The following is a 23,717-nucleotide window of genomic DNA, read 5'->3' on the forward strand; positions in this document are numbered from 1 at the left end:
GCAAAAAGCGTCATGTTGGTCCGACAAATGGGCGTCGCTGTTGCGACGGCCCGAAAGGCTAGGAGACAGGACCGATGACCAGGCTCGCTTCGCTCGCCGCCAGCGCTCTCCTGGCGGTGTCCACCGCCCCGGCGAGCGGCGGACCGCAGGAAGACCGCAACATCCAGTTGATCAAGGACTATTATGCAGCCTATGCGACCGGGAACCCGGAGGCGGTTCGGCCCTTCCTCGCGTCCGACATCGTGTGGCGCATCCCCGGCCATCATCCGCTGGCCGGCGACAAGCGCGGGCCGGAGGAAGTGGTCGCCTTCTTCCGTGGCCTGGCCGACGGCAAATTCAAGGCTGAGCCGATCTTCTTCCAGGCACAGGGCGATCTCGTCGTCGACATCCATCGCGGCTGGTCGAACGTCGGCTCAGGCCCCGAGATCGACCAGCTCTACGCCCTGATGTTTCGCATCAGGGATGGCAAGATCGCCGAGGCGCAGAATTTTTTGACCGACATGCACCAGTCGGACGCCTTCTACTGGACGCACTACAAGCTGAAGCCACTGCCCGGCCGACTGGCGGATGACCGCTGAGACGGCGGCCTTCAATCCGTCGCGCCGCGCTTCTTGCTCCAGGCCAAAGGAGACTTGCCCAAAGGAGACTCGCCCAAAGGAGATTTGCAATGTTGAAAATTCTGACGCTGGCCACGGCAACCGTCGTCGCCCTCGGCTCAATCGCCTTCGCCGCACCGCGCGGAGGGCGACTGCGCCGTGCTGAGCCGGACCAGGTGAGCGCGGCGGCGAAATGACAACGCAAGCTTGCGCCGGGAGCCGATAGGCGCCGACATTGGTGGTCCTGCCATTGCCCGATCATTTCATTTCGATGTGAATCGTTTTGGTTCGGGAGCTCTGCCTCTCCTGAACATGCCGGGCGTCATGCCATGCATGGTCCGGAACGCACGGGAAAGATGGCTCTGGTCGGCGAAACCCGCCGCAATGGCGGCCTCGGCGAGGCCGAGCCCCTGTTCGATCAAGCTGCTGGCGCGACGCAGTCTTCGGTCGCGGATATAGGCGGCCGGCGTCAGGTCGATCGCCTTCTTGAAATCCCGGATGACCTGGAACCGGGTGACGCGCGCGGCGTCGGCAAGCCGCTGCAGGTCGAGCTGCGAGTCAAGGTCGCTTTCGACAAGCTCCTGGTAGAGCGAGAACCTCCGTCGCGATCCCGAGCTTTCGATCTCCTCTACCGACCCGCTGCAATCGCCATGCCGAACGATGAGATGCCTCAAGGCGACGAGCAGCGACGTCTCGGCTTGCGTCGCGTCCTGCGACGTCGAGCTCTGGTGTGCTGCCATCAACGCTGCGGCGAGATCGCTGTCCTCGATATTCGGACGTGAGAAGACCGGAGCGTCAGCACTGCCCAGCTCGTGGGCGAGCCCCGCCATCAGCGGCACCGGGGGATAAAACGTCCGGTAGGCCCAGCCTTCATCCGCACCCTGCTCCCCGTCATGCCACTCCTCGGGATGGACGACGGCAATGGTGCCTGCCGGAGCGATTATTTTGTGGCGTCCGATGCGGATGCGTTCGCAGCCGGCCGTGATCAGCGCGATCACATAGGTGGGGTGCGTGTGCAGTTCGTAGCGATGCTGCGTGAAGCGCGCCTTGAACAGGCCAAGCTCAGGGAAGCAGGGATGGCGCCAGTATTTCCTGGTCTCCGTCGCGTCCACGGCTTTCGTCCCTGCAGCGGTCAATCTGGTTCAAGACGCCTGTTGTGCGACCTTCTAATCGTGATCCCCGGCCCCTTGCGGGCGTGGAAGGAGACCATCGTGCTGCACAATGACCCGATCACCGCCCTGACACCAGAGGTCATAGAATGGCGCCACCATATCCATTCAAATCCCGAACTCGGATTCGACGAGAACGAAACGGCACGTTTCGTTGCCGAGAAACTGCGCGCCTTCGGCTTCGATGAGGTGCATGAGGGGATCGGCGGCACCGGGGTTGTCGGCGTCCTGCGCAGCGGCACGGGCACACGCGCCATCGGTCTTCGCGCCGAGCTGGATGCGCTTCCGGTTGTCGAGAGGACCGGCTTGCCCTATGCGTCCAGGAACGAGGGCGTGATGCACGCCTGCGGCCATGACGGCCACACCGCCATGCTGCTCGGCGCGGCCAGACTGCTCAGCCAATCCCGCGCCTTCGACGGCATCGTGTACTTCGTCTTCCAACCAGCCGAAGAAAACAAAGGCGGCAGCCTGCGTATGATCGAAGACGGCCTGTTCGAGCGTTTCCCGGTCGAGGCGATCTATGCCGTCCACAACTGGCCGGGCTTGGAGCAGGGGACAATCGCCGCTCGCGCTGGAGCACAGATGGCGGCCGTCGACAATTTCGAGCTGAGCTTCGAGGGTTTTGGCGCGCATGCCGCCATGCCGCAACTCGGCGACGACCCGATCCTGGCCGCGGGCGCCTTTGTCCAGGCCGTCCAGCGCATCGTCAGCCGCTCGGTCGATCCGCAAACCGCGCTGGTCGTCAGCCTCACCCAGATCCACGGCGGCAATGTCGGCAACATCGTGCCGGGCAGGGTCTGGCTGCAAGGCACTTGCCGGTTTTTCGAGCCCGGTCATTCCGAACATTGCGAGAAGCTGATCGGCGAGATCGCCCATGGCGTTGCTGCAGCCCATGCGCTCAAGGCCACGCTCGACTACAAGAAGGGCTATCCGCCGCTCATCAACAGTAAGCGGTCAGCCGATAACGTCAGGCCTAAAGTTCCAAGGCATGAGCATTTCGATTTCGGATGCCGGCCAGCCTTGAGCGATGCGGGTCAAGGTCTGCGAGAGCCAGTCGAGCGGATCGACGCTGTTCATTTTGCAGGTTTGCAGCAAGGTGGCTACCGTCGCCCAGGTTCGTCCACCGCCGTGGCTGCCGGCGAATAGACTATTCTTTCGCGTGATCGTCTGGGGCCTGATTGCACGCTCGACGATATTGGAGTCGATTTCGATGCGACCGTCCATCAGAAAGCGTTCCAGCGCCTCCCGCCGGGTGAGCGCGTAGCGGATCGCCTCGGCGGTCTTGGATTTTCCGGAGACCTTGCCCAGTTCCGCTTCCCATAGATCGAAGAGGCTCGCGACAATGGCCACGGACTTTTCCTGACGTAGCGCGGCGCGGCTTCCGGCATCCTTGCCGCGGACCTCGTCCTCGACCTTCCACAATTCGGTCATGGCGATGATCGAATCCGTCGCGGCCTGCGAGACCCCGCTGATGTGCAGGTCGTAGAATTTGCGCCGCAGGTGAGCCCAGCACCCGGCGAGCCGGATTGTTTCATTGCTGCCGGCTTTGGCCCGTGCCTTGACCAGGTTGGTATAGGCCGAGTAGCCATCCACTTGCAGGATACCGCTGAATCCGGCGAGGTGGCGCGCCACGCAATCCGCACCTCTGCTGTCTTCAAAACGATAGGCAACCATTGGCGGACTGGTTCCGCCATAGGGTCGGTCATCCCGTGCGTAGGCCCACAACCAGGCTTTCGTGGTTTTCCCGGAACCAGGGGCAAGGGTGGGCAAGGTCGTCTCGTCGGCGAAGACCCTTTCGCCCTCCTTGATGCGCTCCAGTATGTAATCAGCAAGCATCTGCAGCTCGAAGCCCAGATGCCCCATCCACTGCGCCATCAACGACCGGCTGATCTCGACGCCGTCGCGCAGATAGATCGCCTCCTGCCGATAAAGCGGGAGGCCGTCGGCGTATTTGGAGACGGCGATATAGGCGAGCAGCCGCTCCGTCGGCAGCCCGCTTTCGATGATGTGCGCCGGCGCCAGAGCCTGGACCACGCCGTCACGGCCCCGGAAGGCGTATTTGGGACGGCGCGTGACGATGACCTGGAACTTCGGCGGCACGACGTCCAGCCGCTCGGATCGATCCTCGCCGATCAGAACCTTTTCAAGCCCCTCGCAGTCGGCCGGGATTTCCGGCTCGACGACCTCCTCGATGCGTTCGAGGTGGGCAGCAAAGCCCTTGCGCGGACGCGGGGCGCGCTTCGGCTTGTTCCCGACCGCGCGGTCGAGTTCGCTCCGGATTTCCGAAAGGCCGGTCTCGACCTCTTCGAAGGCAAAGGAGGCCTGCTCGTCGTCGATGGCCAGGCGTAGCCGCTCGGAACGCGTGCCATGTTGCGTGCGCTGTAAAACTTTCAGGATTGACGTGAGATTGGCGATCCGCTCGCTGGCGCTTTTCTCGACAGCTTTCAGCCGGGCGACCTCCGCCTCAGATGCTGCGATCCGAGCGTCGGCGACTGCGATCCGGGCCTCGCTTGCAGCCTGCTCGCGAGCCATGGAAAGGATCATCGCCTTCAGCGCATCAACGTCGTCGGGAAGGGCAAGACCCGGTAGAACCATGGCAAGCAACAGAGCACAAAAACAGCCGCTTTCCCAACCGTTCCAGCCGCATGATTCATCTTGCCGCAGGCCGGTTTCAGCCCGTCGATAACGGCCGCCTGACCCTGGCCGGACGAATCTTTTTCCAGTCCAGTCCGGCCAGAAGCGCCATCAACTGGGCGTGGTCGAGACGCATGCGCGCGGCCGATATCCCCGGCCAGCAGAAGCTGTGATCTTCCAGAGTCTTCGAATAAAGACAAACCCCGCTGCCGTCCCACCACACGATGCGAACCCGGTCCGCACGCTTCGAACGGAATACGTGAAGTGCCCCCGAGAATGGGTCCAGGCCGCCATCCCTGACCAGCGCCATCAAAGATGCCGCGCCCTTGCGGAAGTCGACCGGCTGGCACGACACGTAAACCACCACACCGGAAGCGATCATGCCTTACGAACCGCGCGGATGATCCTCGCCAGGCGATCGGGATCGACATCGCCGCCGGCGCGCACCACTGCGTCGCCAATGACGATTTCCACCGTGTCGCTGCCCACCGCTTCAAAGCGCGTGAACTTCGCCGGCTTGCTCGCTCCCTCCGTCAGTGGCGCAACCATGCCCGACGAAAGCGCCTTGCGGCGCCACGCATAGAGCTGCGAGGGGTCCAGCCCCTCGGAACGCGCAACCGCCGAGACATTGCCCCCTGGCGAGAACGCTTCGGCGACAAGCCGTGCCTTCTCTTCGTCCGACCGATGGCGCGGCTTGCGTCGGGACGGCACAGGCTCCGCCGTCAAAATCTCGAATGTTCGATGATGGCTCATACTGTCGCTCATAGGATTCTCCGCATGATTCATGCTGAAAATGAGCGATCAACCGCCTGCACGCTACGTGGGGACGCCTACGCGCTTACCATCAACACGGCGATTGCCACGGCCCGCGCCATCGCGGCAGCCGCCGCCACCGTCGGCAGCGAGAACGTCTCGACCGAGTTCAGCCCGAGCCTCGGCTGCGAGGATTTTGCCTTCATGATCCGCGCGGCAGGCGGCTGTTACGCGTGGATCGGCGCCGGCGACGTCGGGCCCGGCGAGGGCCTGCACGGCGATCGCTACGTCTTCAATGACGAGATCGTGCCGACCGTGCTGCGCTACTACGTCAATCTGGTCGAGCAGACGCTTCCCGCCTCGTGAACCGTCACAGGGAAAACTGACGGCTCAGCGGGAAAACGAGTCAGGCGCGAACCTCCCGACGCATCAGCCGACTGTGGCCACGAGTTGCGTTACGCGGACGGGATTTTCCAGCACTGCCTGCGCGGCATCGGCCTGCTTTTCATCTACCTGCGCCATCACAAAAATGACGCCTTGTGCAACGTTCGGCTCACTCGGCTGTTTGGCAACATCGGCAGATGCCTGGAGAAGCCCACCGGCAAAGCCACCGCATGCCCCACCGACGAGAGTTAGGCCAGCCACTGCCGCGACAGGATCAATGCCGGTGGCCTCAAAAGCACACAGGCCGATTAACAGACCAGCCGCGGCGCCAAGTGCGGCACCACCCGGACCGCGCAGGACAGCCCTGATTTCGTCGTCGTAAGGTCCGATGACGTTGATCTGTTCTTGAGAAACTCCTGCCGCCTGAAGCGCGGCAACGGCGCGCGCTGCCTCGTCGCGGGAATCGAAAAGTCTGCTGATTGTTCGCATTTGACACTGCTCATAGCATAGTCGCCCGCCGCTCAAAGTCTAAGCGGCGGGCGTCTCCTCCCCTCGCGTTCAGGTCACTGAATGATCTTGACGATCTTGCGTGTGCCGGGATCAACAAGAACGGTGCGATTGTCGACGACGACGTAGCGATACTCGACGTCGGGAACTTCATGAAGCTCGACTGTCTCGGGTATCGTTGAACCAATATTGAGTTCCACCCCAGGGAGTTCCACGGATGCGAGCGGCTGCTTTTTCACATACTCCCTGATCACGGTTTCCTGTTCAGGCGCGATGATCACGTCCTGAGCGGCAACAGCGCCAGCGCTAGCCAGCAGAAAAAGTCCCGCGGCTGCGGTGGAAAGATGCATTCTCATAAGTGCCTCCTTTATGTGATGTGACTTGTAAGCCCATTTGCGCTGGACGGCATCCGCGCCTTGCTTATCCAAACCTGAGGCAGCCGCAAACGTTCCTTGGCTGGGCTTCGGTCCGATTCGGCGGGCCTTTGCGTCGGACCAAAGTCTGAGGCGTCTTGCGCAAAGGGCGTTGCCGCGGGTTCGGGCGCACCGACTGCACGCTTCACTCGCTATGAACCGTAGGCGCTTTGCACCGTAGGTGACAGCGGAACGGCAAAACGGCCCGCCGCGTTCAAAGCGGCGGGCCTGCCCTCCCCAACCGATTCACGTCAATCGATGATTTTAACGATTCTGCGTGTGCCCGGATCAACAAGAACGGTCCGGTTGTCGACGACGACGTAGCGATACTCGACGTCGGGAACTTCATGAAGCTCGACCGTCTCGGGCAGCGCCGAGCCGATATTGAGCTCCACACCAAGCAGGTTCACCGAGGCAAGCGGCTGCTTTCTCACATACTCCCTGATGACGGTCTCCTGTTCGGGCTGGATGATCACGTCCTGGGCAGCCACGGCGCCGACACTTGCCAGCAGCAGAAATCCTGCGGCTGCAGTGGAAAGATGAATTCTCATAAGTTTTTCCTTCCTAATGAGCTCTCTTGCGCTGGTACGCATCTTCGTCGCGCCAAGCACTCTTTCAACAACGGGACAGCTGCAAACGTTCCGCGGCAGGGCTTCGGTCCGACCAGAGACGCCGTGCCGTTGGACCTAAGTCTGAATTGTCGTGCGCAAAGGGCGACAATGGAGTGTTGGCCGGGAACCACGACTGCCAGCACTCGTTGCTCGCCGTGCGTCACGGGAGGAATCGATGGAGAATAGTGTTCACCAGGCTCGCTGGCTGCTTGCACCGGTTTTCGCTGTCTCCATTGCCTTCCTGGCAATTGGCATAGTCGTCAGCTGACGAACGACCGACTTGACGATGATACTGATAACAAAAGATGTCTGCGCGGCCACGTCCCTTTCTGCGCCGACAAGGACCACCGCCGTGCCTCGATTTGGCGAGAGGACCATCGTTTCCGCCAACGTTCAAACGAGCTTAGCGGGGATAAGCAAATGGACGATAACAACAAAAATCGAGATTATCTCGACCGCGACCGCCTGTTGGTGGACGAGTATGACGAGGTAGAACATTTCGCGCGAGAAAATGGCGTTTCGCCCAGCCAGGTCCGTAAGCTGATCAAGAAGAACGGCAACGATCGGAAGACCCTCATCCAAGCGGTGAGGGCATTGCGCGACCGGAAGTGAAAGCGCGCCGCACCTTCTGCCGCTGCGCGCGGCGACAAGGTCTTGATCTGTACTGGCAGCATCATGGTTGAGAGCCCGTTTGGAAACTCTACTCTGGCGGCCCGCTGATGGCGTTATTCTTCGCTTCCGGTGCTCCACGGACCAAAAATGTCCGCTGCTCGCCGGTTCTCGAAACCACCGCCAGTTGACTCGATCAGGGCAGTGGCTTGCACAAAAATCCGTAACGTGCGGTTTTCGCCCGGTCGGTAAGCCCTAGGTTCCCTTTGTGATTGATCGGTTGCAGATCTAAGATGGCGTCCCTTAGTGCCGTTCGACAGCACATTGGCCGGTTCTCTCGAATCGTGCCGCTGGCGCGACGCGCCGCCGACCGAGCCGTTGGGGATATGGCGCCATACAGAGCGACAAGACTGATCGATCGGTGGAATGCACTGTCGCTGGCCACTCAGTTTCTGCTCGCCGGCGGCCTGTTCTCGCTGTCGGCGATGATCGTGGTGGGAATGTCCGTGACAAGCCAGATTGAGGCCGCGGTCACCCGGAACTCGGCCGCCTCTACCGCTCTTTACGTCGACAGCGTCATCGCCCCGCTGCTTCCCGACATGCGCAGGAGCGAGATGCTGGACGAGAGCGTTGCGCACGCGCTGGATGAAACGCTGGGACAAGGCGCACTCGGCACAAGGCTCGAATCGTTCAAGCTCTGGCGCCGCGATGGCACGATCCTCTATTCAACCAATAAAAATCTGGTCGGGAAGCGCCTTCCCCTTAACGACAATCTCCAGGCCGCATTCGCCGGCGACATGGTTGCTGAATTGGACAGGCACTATGACAACCAGGCTGAGCGGGACAGGGGCCTGCATCTTCTTGAAATCTATAATCCGATGCTTCAGCCATGGTCGGGCGAAGTCGTGGCTGTTTTGGAATTCGACGAGATCGCTACCGATTTCGAGAAGGATCTCCGGCAGGCACTTGTTCGGACCTGGTTCGACGTCGCAGCCGTCACCGCGGTTTTTTTCCTCGGGCTTTCGGTGATCGTCTTCCGCGGCAGCCGCACGATTCGTTCCCAGAGCCGTTCGTTGAAGCAGCGCATTGCCGAGCTTTCCGACCTGGTTGCTCAAAACAAAATGTTGAGGTTGCGGGTGCAGCGCGCTTCGCAGCGCGCCACGGCACTTAACGAACGTTACCTCAGGCGGATCGGCGCGGACCTGCACGACGGGCCGGCGCAGCTGGTTGCCCTCGCTGCGCTAGGGATTGACAGCCCCGTGCTAGCCGATCCTGCCACGCCGGTTGCGGCGCGAGCGCGGGAATTGCAGGTGGTCAAAGCGAATCTGGACGACGCGATGCGAGAAATCAGGAATGTCAGCAAGGGTCTTATGCTGCCGCATGTCGAGAATGCCGAGTTGACGGAAATCCTCGAGCTTGCCGTGCGAGCGCACGAGGAGCGGACCGGCGTCAAAGTGATGCTGTCCATGACCGGGAGCTACACACCCTTGCCGCCAGCGGCCAAGATCTGCATCTTTCGCTTCATTCAGGAGGCGCTGAACAACGGCTTCCACCATGCCGGGGGCGCCGGTCAATCGGTCGCGAAACATTTCGACGGGGAGCGCGTTTGTATCGAGGTTTCCGACACCGGCCCAGGTTTCGACCCGAAGGTCATCCACCCTGAACGGCTGGGGCTCATCGGGTTGCGTGAGCGGGTAGAAAGCCTTGGCGGCCAATTTGATGTAACATCTTCACAGAATGGCACGGTGGTGAAAATGGTTCTCAACACAGTCGAAATAGGACAGACGTGATGGCAACGGCAATAAAGCTCGCCATTGTCGACGACCATCCGCTGTTCAGAGAAGGTGTTGTGCGCACTCTCGAGCAGATCGGTGGGTTCGAGATCGTTGCCCAAGGCAGCACTAGAGATGACGCCTTGCGGATATCGGAAGACCAGCAGCTCGATATTCTCCTGATGGACATCTCGGTGCCTGGAGGAGGCCTCAGCGCGGTCGAGCCGGCTCTGGAGCGGCACCCGGATCTGAAAATCGTGATGCTGACCGTTTCGGAGGAAAACCAGCACGTCATGACCGCCTTGCAGAGCGGGGCAAGAGGCTACGTCCTGAAGGGTGTCGGATCGAGAACCCTAGCCGCGATACTGCGCACCGTGGCGATGGGCGAACGGTATGTCTGCCCGCAATTGTCGGCGCGCGTGTTGGTCGACTTGTCGAGCCAATCAACCGCGATCGAGAAACCCGACGTGCTGGCCGAACTCACCAGTCGCGAAAGAGAGATCCTGACGCTCGTTGCCGCGGGATTGAGCAACAAGCGGATTGGTCTTCAGCTGAACCTGCACGAGAAAACCATAAAGCATCACATGACGCGGATTCTCGCCAAGCTCAATGTGAGCAACCGGACCGAAGCCGCGATGACATTGCGCGACGCGACCGAGCATCAGCATCCGCCTGTCCGCCATCCTGCATGAAGCAAGACAGCCTTGCGGCCTTTGGAACCTGCCATCACTCGATCATCCGGAGCAGTCTTGCCCGATCGGAGTTCTTTGCCTGCCGCCGTATGATGATGCGGCCCATGGCATCGCGCATCTCATAATGGCCGCCATCGATGCGCTCGCTCAGCCCGTTGGAATGCACTACACCCACGCTTGCCCCGCGCACCTCGATCCGGTCTCCAGTGGTCGCGTTGACATATGTTTTGGGCTTGTTGCCAGGATTTAGCGCGGTAACCGGATTTGTCGGGGGAGTGACGTTCAGTGCTTTTGATTCGTCCTCGTCCGGGTTGCCGATCGGGTCCGTATCCGGTGGGTCAGCGGCATTTCCAGGGTCTGCGGCATTTCCGGTGTCTGCAGCGTTGCCAGGGTCTCCGGCGTTTCCAGGGGCATTTCCAGAGTTGCCGGGGCCACCAGTGTCTCCAGAGTTGCCGGAGTCAGAGTTGCCGGAGTCAGAGTTGCCAGAGTCAGAGTTGCCAGAGTCAGACCTCCCAGAGTTCCCTTGCGCCCAGGCGGCCTGCGGGCTTAGCGTCAGGGACAGGCCGTCCTGTGCCACACGGTAGGGGCTCGCGACGAGAACCAAGGCCGATGCGCTCAGGCAGATGGCAACGCGAAGCCCTCGAAGAGATTTGAGACTGCGCTGCGATTGAGGCAGCGCAGGCCGCGCATTGGCGAGAACTCTTGTCTCACATTGCTTCGGGCGCTGCGGCCGTATTGCGTCTGTGATCAATGAATTTGCCATAGCACGCCAGAATATCCTTTGACCGTCACGCTCTATGTTGCATTTCTACCAGTTTCGAATTCGCCCAGGTCAATCCTTTGCCCCAGTCAGTCCTTCGCCTAACTCGATCCTCTGTACTCTGCACCAATTTATCACGCTTTCGCCATCATCGGGCTGTGTCAAGACCCACCAGTCTCAAGGGGAGAAACCGGTGGGTCTCGCTGCGCAGGAAGGGACTCATGACTGCGCGAGTGCGTTGCCTTCATCGGTCGACCCCATCAGCCGATGAAAAGCCCAACGGCTGCGACCCCGACCACTAGGCCAAATACCGGAAAAAGCAGCCATCGTGCCTGGTGAATGCTGGGGTCCATTGCAGCCTCCTGTCACGGGGTCGGCATCGCAACGACGCCTGCAGGAACTCGGTTCCTAAGAACTCCCCCATTTCAGGCTTTTGCTGTAGCGATCCCGGACCAAAGCACTGCCTGGGCCAGCCCATGGTCGGCAAGTCGCCAGACCGAAGTCCTATCTCAGGCCTTTTGAGCAGGAAGGACGCCGTCCAGGTGTAATCCAGGTGGCAAACGGCTGGAAGGATCCTCGACACGCACAAAAGCCTGTCAGCTTGAACCGACGTAATAGCCGTCGCCTTCGGTGACAGGAGACTGGTCGGTGCAGGTGAGGGGTCCGCCGTGGGGGCAGCGGACCCCTCGTTTAGCGCGAACAAGGGCGTTAGGCCAGAATAAGGACGATCGTGAGCGTATCCGGGTCGACGATGACGATACGGCCATCGGCCAACACGAAATACTCGTACTCTTCGTAAGCCGGAACGATCTCGATGATTCTGGGTGGCAGAGGACGCAGTTTAACCTTCTGCCGCGGAACCTCGACACCCACTGAGATGTCAAAGTCGACGTCGGCAACCGGTTCGACCTTTTCCTCCTTGAGGATTTGGGTGATTTGCGTTTTCTGTTCAACGGTCACATTGCTGATCGCGCCGGTCTCCGTCTTATCCTGTGGCTGAGCAGTGCCCTGGGTCTGCTGCTCGGTGGTGGTACCAGCCTCGCCTTGGGTCTGCTGCTCGGTCTGGGTCTTGGCCTTGTCCTGCGCCTGTTGCTCGGTTGTGGCGCCAGCCTCGCCTTGGGTTTGCTGCTCGGTGGTTACGCCGGCTTTACCCTGGGCTTGCTCGTCGGTCTGCATCTTCGCCTTGCCTTGAGCCTGCTCCTCGGTGGTGGCGCCGGCCTTACCCTGTTCGCCCATCGCACCTTCCGGGCAACCAGCCGAACCGGCCGGGCAATCGGCGCCCGACTGGCTTTGGGCCGGCTGCTGTTCCTGCGCAAGCGCTGCGCCACAGCCAACGCCTATGGCCAGCATACTGGTGATCAGAACTTTTTTCACGAGACGTCTCCTTCGAAAAGCCTGTCCCTTCATGGGGAAAAACCACCTCTGCAATGTTTTGTTCCAGGCGAATTGACCGGGCGCGGAAGCCCGCGTCCAGGCGCGCGCCGGACTGAGCCATCGGGCGCGCGCCGAATAGGGCGTGTCCTTGTTCCAGCAGACGCGCGGGTTCCCTCGTTCGGCCCACGCGAGGTCCTGGTTGGGAGGCGGAGATAGAACGATCCGCGCTCCCTGCTGGTCCTCCAACCCGCGGTTGGTAGACGCCGGGCAGCAGCCACGCGTATGATTCTTCTCGGTCCGCGCGCACCGGGCACATCTCAGCCCCAAGCCGTGCTTGGGTGACCGCGTGATCGCCCCGTCGCACCTGCGGGTACGGCCGGCTTTTTTGTCTGCGCTGGAACTCCGTTGGCTTAACGCAGATAGTGCAAATTGGCCAATGCTCCATTCCACGACGCAGCCCTGGGAGTCAGTCACCGTGGAAGAACCTGTTTGGGAAACCACCAAAATCCATGCGGCGCGCGTTCGGCAGACCGCCGAGCATGGAAGGGCGCTGGTTGAGGACCTTCGCTACACACTGGCCCTGTCGCAACGCTTGCTGCAGGCGTCGGGAGCGCTGCTGAAGCGATCCAGGGACCAGGACGTGCTGCCGAGCCTTGAAACTGAAACAGCCGGAAAACTGGGCCGTCCTGCCTTGAAAACTGCGGAAAGCTAATGATGTATATTAGCGAGTAGGGACATAATTGAAGCAGAAGACTTGTTCGCGAAATGGACAAGAACACTGGCCGCGGTCTCCCTGAATGGCTTCAGAGGCACCTGCCCGATGATCCGGTGATCGCATGGGACATCGCTACAAAAATTTCCCAGGAGACGCAGGGGGAAAATACCCGCAGTGTCATCGGGAAAGGCGATCGAGACGAGGGTCTGAACGAGAAGCAAGACGAGGTTGACGCCGCCGTCAGCAAGCCGTACCCGTTCATCTTGCTCCTGCTTCTTGCTGTGCTCTCGATGGTGGCCGGAGCAGTTTACGCGGTGCTGCGTTGGGAGGCGCTGCTGTAGCGGCGAACACAAGCCTGCGGTTTTTTCCTTTGAGGCTGGAACACTGTCCTGCGACGAAAGTTTAGTGCCAGCAGCGTAGTATTGTCCCCTCATACAAATGCTGCGAGATCGGTAGCTCCGGTCAGCCCGCGTCTCTCCCGAGTGCGCGGGCTTTCTGTTGTTGTCCGCCGGCGTGGCGAATGCGGCCGACGGCCTTTGCGAGAGTTCGGCTTCATCGGGAGCAATGGCGTTCTGACCGTCCTCGGTTGCAGGTGCGGCGGCATACAGCGACGGTTTCGCATGCGGTCTCAGAGCTGCGAGCCGTTTTGCTTCAATCCCGGTTTGGCCGTTCCTTGACAGCAAAAAGTGCGCTTCACATATTTTTCCGCAGCCGTCGCTCACGGCTCTCGTGGAAGCTCAAACACTCGTTCAGTTGAATGGAGGTGCTAATGAACGACAGGACTTTCGACCGGCCTGTTTTCGTCAGGAAAGGGGAGTTCATGGTGGAGGAAATCGAATGCCTGGCTGACGCTTTCGAGTTCCTGCAGGAATGGCCTAACAATCGCAGAGGGCCAATCTTTGACACGGCGCTCCGAGCCTGCCAGCGCGCCTACGATGGCCAGGTTCCCATTTCAGTTGCACGCGAAGCTTTCGCCGGCTTCGCGAGATCGGCCAAGATCCTCGAGGACGTCTCTGCAGCTATGCCGTGGATGGCGGCACAGAAAACCGGTCGCGGTGGCGTGACGGCGTAGCTGATGTAGCTGCCTGAAGCGCGGCGCGCTGGAATGGACCCATGCGACGCCTGCGGCGCGCTTAGGGTTGTTGTTGTTATGCATGCCGCTGTTGCAAACCGCTGCGTACCCTTGGTTCCTGCCCGAGGGCGTGCCTTTTTCGCGACGTGCATTCGTGAAAAGATGGCCGGCGCCGCAGGGAGTGGGGGGAGGTGGGTTGCCTTGCCTAGGTTGGCGCCGGCCAGGCCGCCTTCGCCACGAACGGGCGTTACCTGCGCGCGAACCTCTGTATCTCCACGGATTATTTCCCTGATGCACGTCATGCATCGAGCCGATGAGACAATTGCATTTTTGTGAGCCCGCGGTTGCGGTATGCTCGGACCCGGGAGCTCGGGGGGGAAGCGGCCGCCCCTGGTGCCCCGATAAGAGCTTTCATTGGGTAGGATGATCCGATGCCTGATGTCTGGGCCACTGTCGCCGAGCTGGGGTCTTCCATGCAGGAACGCCTGGCCAGCGTCCTCGAGACACGAGGCGCGGACCCGCAGCAACAGGCCATGCGGCGCGTCTTTCTTTCAGACATCAAGTTTCCCACAGGGGCGCATGTCCTGGAGGTGGGCTGCGGAACGGGCGTGCTGACGCGGGTCCTTGCAGGCTGGCCCAACGTCAAAGCGGTCGTGGGCATCGACCCGGCGGCATCGCTGATCCGGGAGGCGCAAGGATTGGCTTCCAACCTTGCCAACGTGACCTTTCAGGAAGCTGACGGACGAACTCTCCCGTTCGGCGATGATGCATTCGACGTCGTCGTCTTCGATTCCACTCTCTCACACGTCCCGGGACCAGAGCGAGCGCTCGCGGAGGCCCACCGCGTGCTGCGGCCGGGCGGCTTGCTCGCGGTGCTTGACGGCGACTATGCGACCGCGACAGTCGCTTTCGGCGATCACGATCCGCTGCAGACCTGCGTCGCTGCCATGATGGCCAATTCGGTGAACGACCGCTGGCTGATGCGCCGGCTTCCATCGCTCATACGCGCCAGCGGATTCGAGGAGGCGGATTTTCGAAGCCACGGCTACGCGGAAACCGGCGGCGGCGCCTATATGCAGTCCGTTATCGATCGAGGCGCCGATATTCTGCATGCGTCAGGCGCAATCGGCGAAGCAACGGCGGCCGCCTTGAAGTCGGAAGCGCGTCGCCGGGTGGGTGCGGGAACCTTCTTTGGCCACATCGCCTACGCAAGCCTCACCACCCGCAAGCCGACGCGTGCGACGATTTGAGATAGGAGAAAACCATGGCAGCAACAGCGACCTTGCCCAGTTATGCGATGGGTCAGGAAAGTTTTCCGGAGATGTACGAGCGTTGGCTCGTGGGGCCTCTGTTCCGGCCTTGGGCCGAAGTCACCTTCGACGAAGTGAAGCTGACACCAGGCCATCGTGTCCTCGACATCGCCTGCGGTACTGGAATAGTCGCGCGCGTTGCAAGGGAGCGGCTCGGCGCCGCTGGGTACGTTGCCGGCATCGACATCAGCCCAGACATGCTCGCCGTCGCGCGCAGCGTGGCGCCGGACATCGACTGGCGCGAAGGCAATGCCAGCGCATTGCCGCTCGCTGACGGAGAGCAGTTCGACGTGGTCGTCTGTCAGCAGGGGCTGCAGTTCTTTCCCGACAAGCAAGCTGCGGTGGCAGAGATGCGGCGGGCGCTGGCGCAGGGCGGCCGGTTGGCGGTTGCCACCTGGCGCTCCGATGAGGAAATCCCTTTCTTTCGGGAACTGCGCCGCGTCGCCGAGCGACATCTCGGCCCGGTCGCCGATCAGCGGTACGGCTATGGCGAGGCGGACCCGCTCGAGGCTCTGCTCCGCGACGCAGGCTTCAGTGACGTCCGCTCGAAGAAGTTGTCGCGCACCATACGATTCGAGGAAAGCGAACCCTTTCTGCGGTTGAACACTATGGCACTGGTCGGCATGAGCGCTGCCGGCAAGACGATGGACGACCAGGAGCGCAAGCGCGTTATCGAGGCGATCGTGAACGACAGCGCTGCTGTCGCCCGGTCCTACAGCGACGGACCCGGACTGGCCTTCGAACTCAGCACCAACCTGGCCACCGCCAAAGGCTAGAGTGTTTCACTGCTACTCAGAACCTCGCGTAGGGTTGTTCGAGCTTCGCCCTGTCAAAGCAGCGCCGTCAGCGCGTAGGGCGACGGCACTTCGCGAGCGGCGTTCTGCGTGGCGAATGACGCGACCAGCAGCGCCAGGCCTATGACGGCCGGTAAGGCGCCCTTGGGCTTGCCAACGCCAAAATGCGCCGCGCCAGACAGAGTGAGGTGGTAGAAGATGCCGGCGTAGGCGAGATCGCTCAGCGGCACGTTCACGCGCGACAAAATGGCGACCACGCCGAGAACCTTCGCGACGACCATGAACGGGACGAGGTAGGGAGCCGGATAGTGAAGGTCGGCAAGAGTTTGCCGCACCCAGGCTGTCTTGGCCGCGTACATAGAGGCTGATGCCAAGTATAGCAGCGATAAGAGTGCCGTGCTGATCCAGTATACATAGATTGCTGTCATGGTGTCTTCCTGCTCATCCGCTACTTCGGCGGGTCGATCGCGTTGAATGGCGTTTGCCTGCCGGACAACGCCAACGTTGCCTGGCACGCATCAAAAATGTATCCTAAGATGAACAAGTACAAGTAGGATGAAAAAACGACAGTAAGTATGGAAAATCAGACTGATGGCTAAGGACGGCTTCACAATGCAGGACGAGATGCGCCGCGCTTTCGCGATGCTTTCGGGAAAATGGAAGCTGGAGATCATGTGGCTGCTCAATCAGCGGGTGTACCGATTCGGAGAGCTGCGAAAAGCGATCCCTGGCATCACCCAGCACATGTTGACGGCGCAACTGCGCGAACTCGAAGCGGATGGGCTGGTCTCGCGAACAGTGTTCGCGGAAGTACCGCCTCGCGTCGAGTACGAGATCACCCCAAAGGCGCGCGGGCTTGGTCCCACGATGGAAGCGCTCACCGCCTGGTGGAACGAGTATGGAAAGAGCGTTCCGGCCAAGCCGGGCACGCGCGGTCGTAAATCTAAAGCGCGTCGCGTTTGACCGGCCTCATGCGACGCGCTTTGGGTTATTGTTTTATGCATGTCGTTATCGCAAAACCGCTGCACACCCTCGGGTCAGGCCAGAGGGCATGCTTTTGCGCGACATGCATTAGAGGCGGCTGACTGTCCGGTCTCTCCGCATCGCCGCGCACTGGCAACAAGCAACGCGCTGCGATTTCGATCGCCTCGACCAGCGGACTTAGCAGCCAATCAGTCTAGGCAGCCGCCTCATCTCGCTCGGCGCGAAAAGCCTGTCGGGCGCTCTCAATTTCGGGCCGGTGCTTGACCGCCCACTGCGACAATGCCCGCAGCGGCTCGATGAGCGAGTGGCCAAGCGGGGTCAGCTCGTACGTGACTTTCGGAGGGATGGTCGGAAAACTGGTGCGCTTGACCAGCCCGTCTTCCTCCAGCCCTCGAAGCGTCAAGGTCAGCATGCGGTGGGATACGCCCCCGATCTGACGGAGCAGGGCGGTAAAGCGCACCGGCCCGTCCTTCAAGGCTCCCACGGCCATGACAGTCCATTTGTCACCGACCCGGTCGAGTATTTGGCCGAGGGCCCGGCACTCGTCCCTTGCTGCTTCATCGTGATGGAGTGCGTTGCCGGCCTTCATCATCTGTTCTCCGTTTGTATCACGCACACTTTTGATCGTGATGGACAAAATAGTGCAATCTTGCGCGTTTGCCTAATGCACCGATATGACCTTACGAACATTTTGTTCGCGAGGAAATCATATCATGAAAATTGGAATCAACGGCGCCAGTGGGCACCTTGGGCAAGCCGTCCTGGCGGAACTCGCAGTACGGGCGCAGGGCCACGACGTCGTCGCCATCAGCCGTACCCCGGAGAAGGTGACCGGAGAATGGGAGAAGCGGGTCGGCGACTATGATCGCCCAGAAACACTGGCCGATGCGTATGCCGGTCTCGACCGGCTCTTACTGAGGCGCGCGGTCGCGGCAGAACGCAGCCGCGATCGAGGCGGCTGTCGCGGCCGGTGTGGGTCACATTGTGTTCCTCTCAGCCGCCGGCACTATGAGGGCCGAAGACACCTCCATGCACGGCTCATACTGGCGGGGCGAACAGGCCCTGATCCAGCAGGCCAAGGCATGGACCGTCCTCCGCATGAACTACTACGCGGAGAGCTTCGCCATGGAGGTGGCGGCACCGCAGACCAATCAGATTTTTGGCTTGGCCGAAAACAAAGTCGCCTTCATTTCGCGCAACGACATTGCCGCTGCCGCGGCGGGCATGCTCGCCAGCGACGGCGTAAGCGGTCAGCCGATAACGTCAGGCCTAAAGTTCCAAGGCATGAGCATTTCGATTTCGGATGCCGGCCAGCCTTGAGCGATGCGGGTCAAGGTCTGCGAGAGCCAGTCGAGCGGATCGACGCTGTTCATTTTGCAGGTTTGCAGCAAGGTGGCTACCGTCGCCCAGGTTCGTCCACCGCCGTGGCTGCCGGCGAATAGACTATTCTTTCGCGTGATCGTCTGGGGCCTGATTGCACGCTCGACGATATTGGAGTCGATTTCGATGCGACCGTCCATCAGAAAGCGTTCCAGCGCCTCCCGCCGGGTGAGCGCGTAGCGGATCGCCTCGGCGGTCTTGGATTTTCCGGAGACCTTGCCCAGTTCCGCTTCCCATAGATCGAAGAGGCTCGCGACAATGGCCACGGACTTTTCCTGACGTAGCGCGGCGCGGCTTCCGGCATCCTTGCCGCGGACCTCGTCCTCGACCTTCCACAATTCGGTCATGGCGATGATCGAATCCGTCGCGGCCTGCGAGACCCCGCTGATGTGCAGGTCGTAGAATTTGCGCCGCAGGTGAGCCCAGCACCCGGCGAGCCGGATTGTTTCATTGCTGCCGGCTTTGGCCCGTGCCTTGACCAGGTTGGTATAGGCCGAGTAGCCATCCACTTGCAGGATACCGCTGAATCCGGCGAGGTGGCGCGCCACGCAATCCGCACCTCTGCTGTCTTCAAAACGATAGGCAACCATTGGCGGACTGGTTCCGCCATAGGGTCGGTCATCCCGTGCGTAGGCCCACAACCAGGCTTTCGTGGTTTTCCCGGAACCAGGGGCAAGGGTGGGCAAGGTCGTCTCGTCGGCGAAGACCCTTTCGCCCTCCTTGATGCGCTCCAGTATGTAATCAGCAAGCATCTGCAGCTCGAAGCCCAGATGCCCCATCCACTGCGCCATCAACGACCGGCTGATCTCGACGCCGTCGCGCAGATAGATCGCCTCCTGCCGATAAAGCGGGAGGCCGTCGGCGTATTTGGAGACGGCGATATAGGCGAGCAGCCGCTCCGTCGGCAGCCCGCTTTCGATGATGTGCGCCGGCGCCAGAGCCTGGACCACGCCGTCACGGCCCCGGAAGGCGTATTTGGGACGGCGCGTGACGATGACCTGGAACTTCGGCGGCACGACGTCCAGCCGCTCGGATCGATCCTCGCCGATCAGAACCTTTTCAAGCCCCTCGCAGTCGGCCGGGATTTCCGGCTCGACGACCTCCTCGATGCGTTCGAGGTGGGCAGCAAAGCCCTTGCGCGGACGCGGGGCGCGCTTCGGCTTGTTCCCGACCGCGCGGTCGAGTTCGCTCCGGATTTCCGAAAGGCCGGTCTCGACCTCTTCGAAGGCAAAGGAGGCCTGCTCGTCGTCGATGGCCAGGCGTAGCCGCTCGGAACGCGTGCCATGTTGCGTGCGCTGTAAAACTTTCAGGATTGACGTGAGATTGGCGATCCGCTCGCTGGCGCTTTTCTCGACAGCTTTCAGCCGGGCGACCTCCGCCTCAGATGCTGCGATCCGAGCGTCGGCGACTGCGATCCGGGCCTCGCTTGCAGCCTGCTCGCGAGCCATGGAAAGGATCATCGCCTTCAGCGCATCAACGTCGTCGGGAAGGGCAAGACCCGGTAGAACCATGGCAAGCAACAGAGCACAAAAACAGCCGCTTTCCCAACCGTTCCAGCCGCATGATTCATCTTGCCGCAGGCCGGTTTCAGCCCGTCGATAACGGCCGCCTGACCCTGGCCGGACGAATCTTTTTCCAGTCCAGTCCGGCCAGAAGCGCCATCAACTGGGCGTGGTCGAGACGCATGCGCGCGGCCGATATCCCCGGCCAGCAGAAGCTGTGATCTTCCAGAGTCTTCGAATAAAGACAAACCCCGCTGCCGTCCCACCACACGATGCGAACCCGGTCCGCACGCTTCGAACGGAATACGTGAAGTGCCCCCGAGAATGGGTCCAGGCCGCCATCCCTGACCAGCGCCATCAAAGATGCCGCGCCCTTGCGGAAGTCGACCGGCTGGCACGACACGTAAACCACCACACCGGAAGCGATCATGCCTTACGAACCGCGCGGATGATCCTCGCCAGGCGATCGGGATCGACATCGCCGCCGGCGCGCACCACTGCGTCGCCAATGACGATTTCCACCGTGTCGCTGCCCACCGCTTCAAAGCGCGTGAACTTCGCCGGCTTGCTCGCTCCCTCCGTCAGTGGCGCAACCATGCCCGACGAAAGCGCCTTGCGGCGCCACGCATAGAGCTGCGAGGGGTCCAGCCCCTCGGAACGCGCAACCGCCGAGACATTGCCCCCTGGCGAGAACGCTTCGGCGACAAGCCGTGCCTTCTCTTCGTCCGACCGATGGCGCGGCTTGCGTCGGGACGGCACAGGCTCCGCCGTCAAAATCTCGAATGTTCGATGATGGCTCATACTGTCGCTCATAGGATTCTCCGCATGATTCATGCTGAAAATGAGCGATCAACCGCCTGCACGCTACGTGGGGACGCCTACGCGCTTACGCGACGGCCATGACGGGGCGATCTACAACCTCACTGGCCCGCAGAGCTTGACCGGCGCCGAGCGCGCCGCCATTGCGTCGCAATTCCTCGGCCGCGAGATCGGCTTCCAGATCGCTCCGGAAGCGGCCCTGCGGGAGGGCTTCGCCCAGTTCGGCTACCCCGAAGTCGTAATCGATGCGCTGATCAGCATTCAGAAAAAATTCGCCGCAGGCGGCAACGACATTGTGACCGGCGATGTCGAAAAGCTTTCCGGCAGGCTCGCAAGGCCCTTTGTCGAGACGCTTGGCGAAGCATTGCGGGCGCTATCATGAGCTTCAGCGTCATTGTCGGGGCGAGCAGCGTCGGAACTGCTACGGCGAACCTGCTTGCGAGCACCGGCGAGCAGGTCAAGCTCGTGACGCGCCGTGGCACCGGTCCGGTGCACCCTTTGATAGAACGCGTCGCGGCGGACGCGACCGACGCCGAGCAGTTGGCCGCGATCAGCCAGGGCGCGTCCGCGATCTATTGCTGCGCCAGCCCGGCATACGACCGGTGGCCGACCGACTGGCCGCCGCTGTTCGAGGCCATGCTGACCGCCGCGGAGAGGACGGGCGCGGTGCTGGCGAGTTACAGCAATCTCTACGGCTATGGACAGGTGAACGGCGCGATGAGCGAGGACACCCCGCTTGTCGCGACGCACCCCAAACTCAGGGTCCGTGCCGATCTCTGGCGCGAGGCGCTACGGCGCCATCAGGCAGAACGGCTGAAGCTGACCGAAATTCGCGCCAGCGATCATGTTCCGCCCAACAGCTTGTTTGCCTTGGCTCTTGCCAAGCCCTTGCTCGAGGGTAAGCGGGTCATCTCTCCGGTCCCGATCGACGTTCCGCGTAGCTGGACCTCCATGAACGACTCGGCAAAGTTGCTGGTGAGAGTGGCACAAGATCCCGAAGCTTGGGGAAAAGCCTGGCACGTGCCGACCAACCCGCCGATGACGGCCCGGCAACTTCTCGATCGCTTTGCTCAATTGATTGGATTGCCATCTCCTGGGGTGACCGTCCTTCCCTATGCCGCCCTGGTGGCCGCCGGCCTTTTCGTGCCGATGCTCAGGGAAATGCGCATCACCTACTACCAGTTCGAGCGCCCATTCATCATCGACGCCCGGCGGGCGGTGAACGCATTTGGATTCACGCCCGAGCCGCTCGACGTCGGCCTGCGCGAGACGGCGGAGATGCTCCGCAAAACGAGCCAGCTCGCCAAAACATCAAACCTGGCCACCCGGCAGACGAAGATGCACTCGTGAACGCCGTTCCCGAGGCAGAGACACAGGAGAAAACAATGTCCGAACATACGATGGCCACCAAGGCCGCACCCGCTCCAAACCGCGCTCTCGCAATCGGCCTATGGTCGGCGCAAGTCACACTTGCCGGCATCTTCGGCATGGCCGGCGTCAGCAAGAGCTTCCTGTCGCCCGCCGACCTGGTTGCCATGGGGGTCAACTACGCGACCGAGCTCCCCGAGTGGCTGCTGCGCTTCATCGGCGCGTCAGAACTGCTTGGCGCCATCGGCATCATCCTGCCGGCCCTGACCCGCATCCTGCCACGCCTCACGCCGCTGGCCGCGCTCGGCTTCGTCACGATCCAGGTGCTGGCCATCGGTTTTCATGCGGCGCGGGGCGATCTCGCAACGGCTCTCCCGTTCAACCTTGCTCTGCTTGGCTTGTCGCTGTTTGTCGTGTGGGGTCGCTGGTTCAAGGCGCCAATTGCGCCTCGCAGTTAGGTGCATTCCTGTCCGCCATCGCTGAAGGGAGACGATTGCCAAGAGCTGCAGTTACCTGGTGAGGTCTAAGACTATCTTTCCGGGAGCGTGGCCGGTGCGATTGCGCTCGATCGCGGGTGCCAGATCGTCGAAGCCGACCACTTCTGCAATCGTCGACCGCAGCGAGCCGTCAGCGATCTCTTGAGCGATTGTGGCCAGGCGCGCGGTGTCAGGTTTGACTGACAACCAGATGCCACGACGGCCTGCCGGGGCGCGCGCAACCACATCGGTTGCAGCGATGCTGGCCAGGACGCCGCCGGGCGATAGGACGGCCCAAGATTTGTCTAAGACCTGGCCCCCGACAAGATCGATGACAAGGTCAATGTTGCTCGCAAGAAGCTCGAAGTTCTGTTTCTGGTAATCGATCACTTCGTCAGCGCCCAAGGCTTGGACATGGGCCACGCTCTTGGTTGAGGCTGTAGCATAGACGGTCGCTCCAGCCGTCTTGGCGAACTGGACAGCGAAGCTGCCCACCCCACCAGCCGCGCCGTGGATCAACACCCGCCGCCCCCGAAGGTCGAAATCGGCGACCTGAAGGACTTGCCATGCCGTCATCGCCGCCACCGGTACTGCCGCAGCGTCAATGTCCGACAGGACTGCAGGCGTCTTGACGAGTTTTTCGGCATTTATCAGCAGATGGTCAGCATAAGCGCCCAGGCCACCCAGCGCGGCCATGACCCGGTCTCCGACCCTCACGCCTTCGACGTTGGAGCCGGTCCGCAGCACGACCCCCGCCATTTCGATGCCAAACGTCGCGGGCAAAGATAACTTGAACTTGTCGCGGACGTAACCTTCACGGATTTTCCAGTCGATTCCGTTTACTCCGGCAGCCTTGACCTGGACGAGCACTTGGTCGGGACCAGGCTCGCGGGCGGATACCCAATCGACTTTCAGGCTCTCTGTGCCGCCATATGCTTGAAGACGTAGGGCCCGGCCGGAGCCAAGCGGTTCAGACCGGCTGGGGACACTTTTGAAGTCATCGGGTGGGTTCATGAGATTTGT

At 61.5% G+C, this 23,717-nt stretch carries 31 protein-coding genes and 1 pseudogene; 17 read left to right on the forward strand and 15 right to left on the reverse strand.

Features of this window, described 5'->3' with window-relative positions; all coding sequences use genetic code 11:
- Positions 1–74 precede the first annotated feature (74 nt).
- Positions 75–578, forward strand: coding sequence for a nuclear transport factor 2 family protein (locus JG739_RS15865; RefSeq protein ID WP_202367269.1), 504 nt, complete (start codon positions 75–77; stop codon positions 576–578).
- Positions 579–667: 89 nt separating this feature from the next.
- The gene (locus JG739_RS36040; protein WP_274609458.1) at positions 668–793 is read left to right on the forward strand and encodes a hypothetical protein; all 126 of its coding nucleotides are present in this window, start codon (positions 668–670) and stop codon (positions 791–793) included.
- Between the two features lie 66 nt (positions 794–859).
- Here JG739_RS36040 and JG739_RS15870 read toward each other — a convergent pair whose 3' ends face one another.
- Positions 860–1,708 (reverse strand): AraC family transcriptional regulator, encoded by an 849-nt coding sequence (locus tag JG739_RS15870; RefSeq protein ID WP_202367270.1) that lies wholly within the window; start codon positions 1,706–1,708, stop codon positions 860–862.
- Between JG739_RS15870 and JG739_RS15875 the strand changes: the two are divergent.
- Positions 1,673–2,668 (forward strand): annotated as a pseudogene (locus JG739_RS15875) (amidohydrolase); the annotation flags it as partial. The gene JG739_RS15870 and the pseudogene JG739_RS15875 overlap by 36 nt on opposite strands.
- Before the next feature lie 51 nt (positions 2,669–2,719).
- Here JG739_RS15875 and tnpC (JG739_RS15880) read toward each other — a convergent pair.
- From tnpC (JG739_RS15880) to JG739_RS15890, 3 genes are all read right to left on the reverse strand, one after another.
- Complete coding sequence (tnpC, locus tag JG739_RS15880) at positions 2,720–4,360, reverse strand: IS66 family transposase (RefSeq protein WP_183445373.1); 1,641 nt, start codon at positions 4,358–4,360, stop codon at positions 2,720–2,722.
- A 76-nt stretch (positions 4,361–4,436) separates the two neighbouring features.
- Positions 4,437–4,781, reverse strand: coding sequence for an IS66 family insertion sequence element accessory protein TnpB (gene tnpB / locus JG739_RS15885; protein WP_183445374.1), 345 nt, complete (start codon positions 4,779–4,781; stop codon positions 4,437–4,439).
- Positions 4,778–5,164, reverse strand: a complete 387-nt coding sequence (locus JG739_RS15890; protein ID WP_183445375.1) for a transposase — start codon at positions 5,162–5,164, stop codon at positions 4,778–4,780. The genes tnpB (JG739_RS15885) and JG739_RS15890 overlap by 4 nt, the downstream gene beginning before the upstream one ends.
- Here JG739_RS15890 and JG739_RS15895 point away from each other — a divergent pair.
- Positions 5,144–5,518 carry a M20/M25/M40 family metallo-hydrolase gene (locus JG739_RS15895; RefSeq protein ID WP_342216460.1) on the forward strand — a complete coding sequence of 125 codons (375 nt, stop codon included), beginning with the start codon at positions 5,144–5,146 and terminating at the stop codon, positions 5,516–5,518. The genes JG739_RS15890 and JG739_RS15895 overlap by 21 nt on opposite strands.
- 63 nt (positions 5,519–5,581) lie before the next feature.
- On the opposite strand, the gene JG739_RS15900 is transcribed toward JG739_RS15895, so the two are convergent.
- The 3 genes from JG739_RS15900 to JG739_RS15910 form a co-directional block, all read right to left on the reverse strand.
- Complete coding sequence (locus tag JG739_RS15900) at positions 5,582–6,025, reverse strand: hypothetical protein (RefSeq protein WP_202362428.1); 444 nt, start codon at positions 6,023–6,025, stop codon at positions 5,582–5,584.
- Between the two features lie 74 nt (positions 6,026–6,099).
- Positions 6,100–6,399, reverse strand: coding sequence for a DUF1236 domain-containing protein (locus JG739_RS15905; protein ID WP_202362429.1), 300 nt, complete (start codon positions 6,397–6,399; stop codon positions 6,100–6,102).
- A 308-nt stretch (positions 6,400–6,707) separates the two neighbouring features.
- Positions 6,708–7,007, reverse strand: coding sequence for a DUF1236 domain-containing protein (locus JG739_RS15910; RefSeq protein WP_202362430.1), 300 nt, complete (start codon positions 7,005–7,007; stop codon positions 6,708–6,710).
- A 480-nt stretch (positions 7,008–7,487) separates the two neighbouring features.
- Here JG739_RS15910 and JG739_RS15915 point away from each other — a divergent pair, with 480 nt between their 5' ends.
- The 3 genes from JG739_RS15915 to JG739_RS15925 all read left to right on the forward strand — a co-directional run bounded on the left by JG739_RS15915 (position 7,488) and on the right by JG739_RS15925 (position 10,140).
- Positions 7,488–7,679: a DUF3606 domain-containing protein gene (locus JG739_RS15915; protein WP_202362431.1), complete on the forward strand. Its 192-nt coding sequence runs from the start codon at positions 7,488–7,490 to the stop codon at positions 7,677–7,679.
- A gap of 383 nt (positions 7,680–8,062) precedes the next feature.
- Positions 8,063–9,466, forward strand: coding sequence for a sensor histidine kinase (locus tag JG739_RS15920; RefSeq protein ID WP_202362432.1), 1,404 nt, complete (start codon positions 8,063–8,065; stop codon positions 9,464–9,466).
- Positions 9,466–10,140 carry a LuxR C-terminal-related transcriptional regulator gene (locus tag JG739_RS15925; protein ID WP_202362433.1) on the forward strand — a complete coding sequence of 225 codons (675 nt, stop codon included), beginning with the start codon at positions 9,466–9,468 and terminating at the stop codon, positions 10,138–10,140. The genes JG739_RS15920 and JG739_RS15925 overlap by 1 nt, the downstream gene beginning before the upstream one ends.
- A gap of 34 nt (positions 10,141–10,174) precedes the next feature.
- Here JG739_RS15925 and JG739_RS15930 read toward each other — a convergent pair whose 3' ends face one another.
- Both JG739_RS15930 and JG739_RS15935 read right to left on the reverse strand, forming a co-directional pair.
- Positions 10,175–10,744, reverse strand: coding sequence for a hypothetical protein (locus tag JG739_RS15930; protein WP_202362434.1), 570 nt, complete (start codon positions 10,742–10,744; stop codon positions 10,175–10,177).
- Positions 10,745–11,608: 864 nt separating this feature from the next.
- Positions 11,609–12,274, reverse strand: a complete 666-nt coding sequence (locus JG739_RS15935; protein WP_202362435.1) for a DUF1236 domain-containing protein — start codon at positions 12,272–12,274, stop codon at positions 11,609–11,611.
- Positions 12,275–12,749: 475 nt separating this feature from the next.
- Between JG739_RS15935 and JG739_RS15940 the strand changes: the two genes are divergently transcribed.
- From JG739_RS15940 to JG739_RS15960, 5 genes are all read left to right on the forward strand, one after another.
- Positions 12,750–12,986: a hypothetical protein gene (locus JG739_RS15940; RefSeq protein ID WP_202362436.1), complete on the forward strand. Its 237-nt coding sequence runs from the start codon at positions 12,750–12,752 to the stop codon at positions 12,984–12,986.
- A gap of 53 nt (positions 12,987–13,039) precedes the next feature.
- Positions 13,040–13,330: a hypothetical protein gene (locus tag JG739_RS15945; RefSeq protein WP_202362437.1), complete on the forward strand. Its 291-nt coding sequence runs from the start codon at positions 13,040–13,042 to the stop codon at positions 13,328–13,330.
- A gap of 428 nt (positions 13,331–13,758) precedes the next feature.
- A complete protein-coding gene (locus JG739_RS15950) occupies positions 13,759–14,061 on the forward strand; it encodes a DUF982 domain-containing protein (protein ID WP_202362438.1) in 303 nt (100 codons plus the stop codon).
- Positions 14,062–14,492: 431 nt separating this feature from the next.
- Positions 14,493–15,311, forward strand: a complete 819-nt coding sequence (locus JG739_RS15955) for a methyltransferase domain-containing protein (protein WP_202362439.1) — start codon at positions 14,493–14,495, stop codon at positions 15,309–15,311.
- Between the two features lie 14 nt (positions 15,312–15,325).
- Positions 15,326–16,147 (forward strand): class I SAM-dependent methyltransferase, encoded by an 822-nt coding sequence (locus tag JG739_RS15960; RefSeq protein WP_202362440.1) that lies wholly within the window; start codon positions 15,326–15,328, stop codon positions 16,145–16,147.
- Positions 16,148–16,200: 53 nt separating this feature from the next.
- On the opposite strand, the gene JG739_RS15965 is transcribed toward JG739_RS15960, so the two are convergent.
- Entirely contained in the window at positions 16,201–16,593 is a 393-nt protein-coding gene (locus tag JG739_RS15965; protein WP_202362441.1) for a DoxX family protein, read from the reverse strand.
- A 163-nt stretch (positions 16,594–16,756) separates the two neighbouring features.
- Between JG739_RS15965 and JG739_RS15970 the strand changes: the two genes are divergently transcribed.
- Positions 16,757–17,128 carry a winged helix-turn-helix transcriptional regulator gene (locus JG739_RS15970; RefSeq protein WP_202362442.1) on the forward strand — a complete coding sequence of 124 codons (372 nt, stop codon included), beginning with the start codon at positions 16,757–16,759 and terminating at the stop codon, positions 17,126–17,128.
- A 214-nt stretch (positions 17,129–17,342) separates the two neighbouring features.
- Here the strand turns inward: JG739_RS15970 and JG739_RS15975 are convergent, their stop codons facing one another.
- Positions 17,343–17,741: a winged helix-turn-helix transcriptional regulator gene (locus JG739_RS15975; RefSeq protein WP_202362443.1), complete on the reverse strand. Its 399-nt coding sequence runs from the start codon at positions 17,739–17,741 to the stop codon at positions 17,343–17,345.
- A 437-nt stretch (positions 17,742–18,178) separates the two neighbouring features.
- Here JG739_RS15975 and JG739_RS15980 point away from each other — a divergent pair, with 437 nt between their 5' ends.
- Positions 18,179–18,469 (forward strand): hypothetical protein, encoded by a 291-nt coding sequence (locus JG739_RS15980; RefSeq protein ID WP_202367719.1) that lies wholly within the window; start codon positions 18,179–18,181, stop codon positions 18,467–18,469.
- Here JG739_RS15980 and tnpC (JG739_RS15985) read toward each other — a convergent pair.
- The 3 genes from tnpC (JG739_RS15985) to JG739_RS15995 all read right to left on the reverse strand — a co-directional run bounded on the left by tnpC (JG739_RS15985) (position 18,400) and on the right by JG739_RS15995 (position 20,844).
- Positions 18,400–20,040, reverse strand: coding sequence for an IS66 family transposase (tnpC, locus tag JG739_RS15985; RefSeq protein WP_183445373.1), 1,641 nt, complete (start codon positions 20,038–20,040; stop codon positions 18,400–18,402). The genes JG739_RS15980 and tnpC (JG739_RS15985) overlap by 70 nt on opposite strands.
- A 76-nt stretch (positions 20,041–20,116) precedes the next feature.
- Entirely contained in the window at positions 20,117–20,461 is a 345-nt protein-coding gene (tnpB, locus tag JG739_RS15990; RefSeq protein WP_183445374.1) for an IS66 family insertion sequence element accessory protein TnpB, read from the reverse strand.
- Positions 20,458–20,844 (reverse strand): transposase, encoded by a 387-nt coding sequence (locus JG739_RS15995; protein WP_183445375.1) that lies wholly within the window; start codon positions 20,842–20,844, stop codon positions 20,458–20,460. Before JG739_RS15995 ends, tnpB (JG739_RS15990) begins: the two co-directional genes overlap by 4 nt.
- A 28-nt stretch (positions 20,845–20,872) precedes the next feature.
- Between JG739_RS15995 and JG739_RS16000 the strand changes: the two genes are divergently transcribed.
- The 3 genes from JG739_RS16000 to JG739_RS16010 are packed head-to-tail and all read left to right on the forward strand — an operon-like array spanning position 20,873 to position 22,676.
- Positions 20,873–21,232 (forward strand): hypothetical protein, encoded by a 360-nt coding sequence (locus JG739_RS16000; RefSeq protein ID WP_202362444.1) that lies wholly within the window; start codon positions 20,873–20,875, stop codon positions 21,230–21,232.
- Positions 21,229–22,200 (forward strand): hypothetical protein, encoded by a 972-nt coding sequence (locus JG739_RS16005; protein WP_202362445.1) that lies wholly within the window; start codon positions 21,229–21,231, stop codon positions 22,198–22,200. Before JG739_RS16000 ends, JG739_RS16005 begins: the two co-directional genes overlap by 4 nt.
- A gap of 35 nt (positions 22,201–22,235) precedes the next feature.
- A complete protein-coding gene (locus JG739_RS16010) occupies positions 22,236–22,676 on the forward strand; it encodes a DoxX family protein (RefSeq protein WP_202362446.1) in 441 nt (146 codons plus the stop codon).
- A 51-nt stretch (positions 22,677–22,727) separates the two neighbouring features.
- On the opposite strand, the gene JG739_RS16015 is transcribed toward JG739_RS16010, so the two are convergent.
- A complete protein-coding gene (locus tag JG739_RS16015) occupies positions 22,728–23,708 on the reverse strand; it encodes an NADP-dependent oxidoreductase (protein WP_202362447.1) in 981 nt (326 codons plus the stop codon).
- Positions 23,709–23,717: the final 9 nt, after the last annotated feature.

This window comes from Mesorhizobium sp. L-2-11 (assembly GCF_016756595.1).
Classification (GTDB): Bacteria; Pseudomonadota; Alphaproteobacteria; order Rhizobiales; family Rhizobiaceae; genus Mesorhizobium.

Excerpts from the sequence above, each read along its gene's own strand:
- JG739_RS15865 (WP_202367269.1), top strand. The coding sequence starts at position 75 with ATGACCAGGCTCGCTTCGCTCGCCGCCAGCGCTCTCCTGGCGGTGTCC.
- JG739_RS36040 (WP_274609458.1), top strand. The coding sequence starts at position 668 with ATGTTGAAAATTCTGACGCTGGCCACGGCAACCGTCGTCGCCCTCGGC.
- tnpC (WP_183445373.1), bottom strand. The coding sequence starts at position 4,360 with ATGGTTCTACCGGGTCTTGCCCTTCCCGACGACGTTGATGCGCTGAAG.
- tnpB (WP_183445374.1), bottom strand. The coding sequence starts at position 4,781 with ATGATCGCTTCCGGTGTGGTGGTTTACGTGTCGTGCCAGCCGGTCGAC.
- JG739_RS15895 (WP_342216460.1), top strand. The coding sequence starts at position 5,144 with ATGGCTCATACTGTCGCTCATAGGATTCTCCGCATGATTCATGCTGAA.
- JG739_RS15890 (WP_183445375.1), bottom strand. The coding sequence starts at position 5,164 with ATGAGCGACAGTATGAGCCATCATCGAACATTCGAGATTTTGACGGCG.
- JG739_RS15900 (WP_202362428.1), bottom strand. The coding sequence starts at position 6,025 with ATGCGAACAATCAGCAGACTTTTCGATTCCCGCGACGAGGCAGCGCGC.
- JG739_RS15905 (WP_202362429.1), bottom strand. The coding sequence starts at position 6,399 with ATGAGAATGCATCTTTCCACCGCAGCCGCGGGACTTTTTCTGCTGGCT.
- JG739_RS15910 (WP_202362430.1), bottom strand. The coding sequence starts at position 7,007 with ATGAGAATTCATCTTTCCACTGCAGCCGCAGGATTTCTGCTGCTGGCA.
- JG739_RS15915 (WP_202362431.1), top strand. The coding sequence starts at position 7,488 with ATGGACGATAACAACAAAAATCGAGATTATCTCGACCGCGACCGCCTG.
- JG739_RS15920 (WP_202362432.1), top strand. The coding sequence starts at position 8,063 with ATGGCGCCATACAGAGCGACAAGACTGATCGATCGGTGGAATGCACTG.
- JG739_RS15925 (WP_202362433.1), top strand. The coding sequence starts at position 9,466 with ATGGCAACGGCAATAAAGCTCGCCATTGTCGACGACCATCCGCTGTTC.
- JG739_RS15945 (WP_202362437.1), top strand. The coding sequence starts at position 13,040 with ATGGACAAGAACACTGGCCGCGGTCTCCCTGAATGGCTTCAGAGGCAC.
- JG739_RS15950 (WP_202362438.1), top strand. The coding sequence starts at position 13,759 with ATGAACGACAGGACTTTCGACCGGCCTGTTTTCGTCAGGAAAGGGGAG.
- JG739_RS15955 (WP_202362439.1), top strand. The coding sequence starts at position 14,493 with ATGCCTGATGTCTGGGCCACTGTCGCCGAGCTGGGGTCTTCCATGCAG.
- JG739_RS15960 (WP_202362440.1), top strand. The coding sequence starts at position 15,326 with ATGGCAGCAACAGCGACCTTGCCCAGTTATGCGATGGGTCAGGAAAGT.
- JG739_RS15965 (WP_202362441.1), bottom strand. The coding sequence starts at position 16,593 with ATGACAGCAATCTATGTATACTGGATCAGCACGGCACTCTTATCGCTG.
- JG739_RS15970 (WP_202362442.1), top strand. The coding sequence starts at position 16,757 with ATGGCTAAGGACGGCTTCACAATGCAGGACGAGATGCGCCGCGCTTTC.
- JG739_RS15975 (WP_202362443.1), bottom strand. The coding sequence starts at position 17,741 with ATGATGAAGGCCGGCAACGCACTCCATCACGATGAAGCAGCAAGGGAC.
- JG739_RS15980 (WP_202367719.1), top strand. The coding sequence starts at position 18,179 with ATGCACGGCTCATACTGGCGGGGCGAACAGGCCCTGATCCAGCAGGCC.
- tnpC (WP_183445373.1), bottom strand. The coding sequence starts at position 20,040 with ATGGTTCTACCGGGTCTTGCCCTTCCCGACGACGTTGATGCGCTGAAG.
- tnpB (WP_183445374.1), bottom strand. The coding sequence starts at position 20,461 with ATGATCGCTTCCGGTGTGGTGGTTTACGTGTCGTGCCAGCCGGTCGAC.
- JG739_RS15995 (WP_183445375.1), bottom strand. The coding sequence starts at position 20,844 with ATGAGCGACAGTATGAGCCATCATCGAACATTCGAGATTTTGACGGCG.
- JG739_RS16000 (WP_202362444.1), top strand. The coding sequence starts at position 20,873 with ATGAGCGATCAACCGCCTGCACGCTACGTGGGGACGCCTACGCGCTTA.
- JG739_RS16005 (WP_202362445.1), top strand. The coding sequence starts at position 21,229 with ATGAGCTTCAGCGTCATTGTCGGGGCGAGCAGCGTCGGAACTGCTACG.
- JG739_RS16010 (WP_202362446.1), top strand. The coding sequence starts at position 22,236 with ATGTCCGAACATACGATGGCCACCAAGGCCGCACCCGCTCCAAACCGC.
- JG739_RS16015 (WP_202362447.1), bottom strand. The coding sequence starts at position 23,708 with ATGAACCCACCCGATGACTTCAAAAGTGTCCCCAGCCGGTCTGAACCG.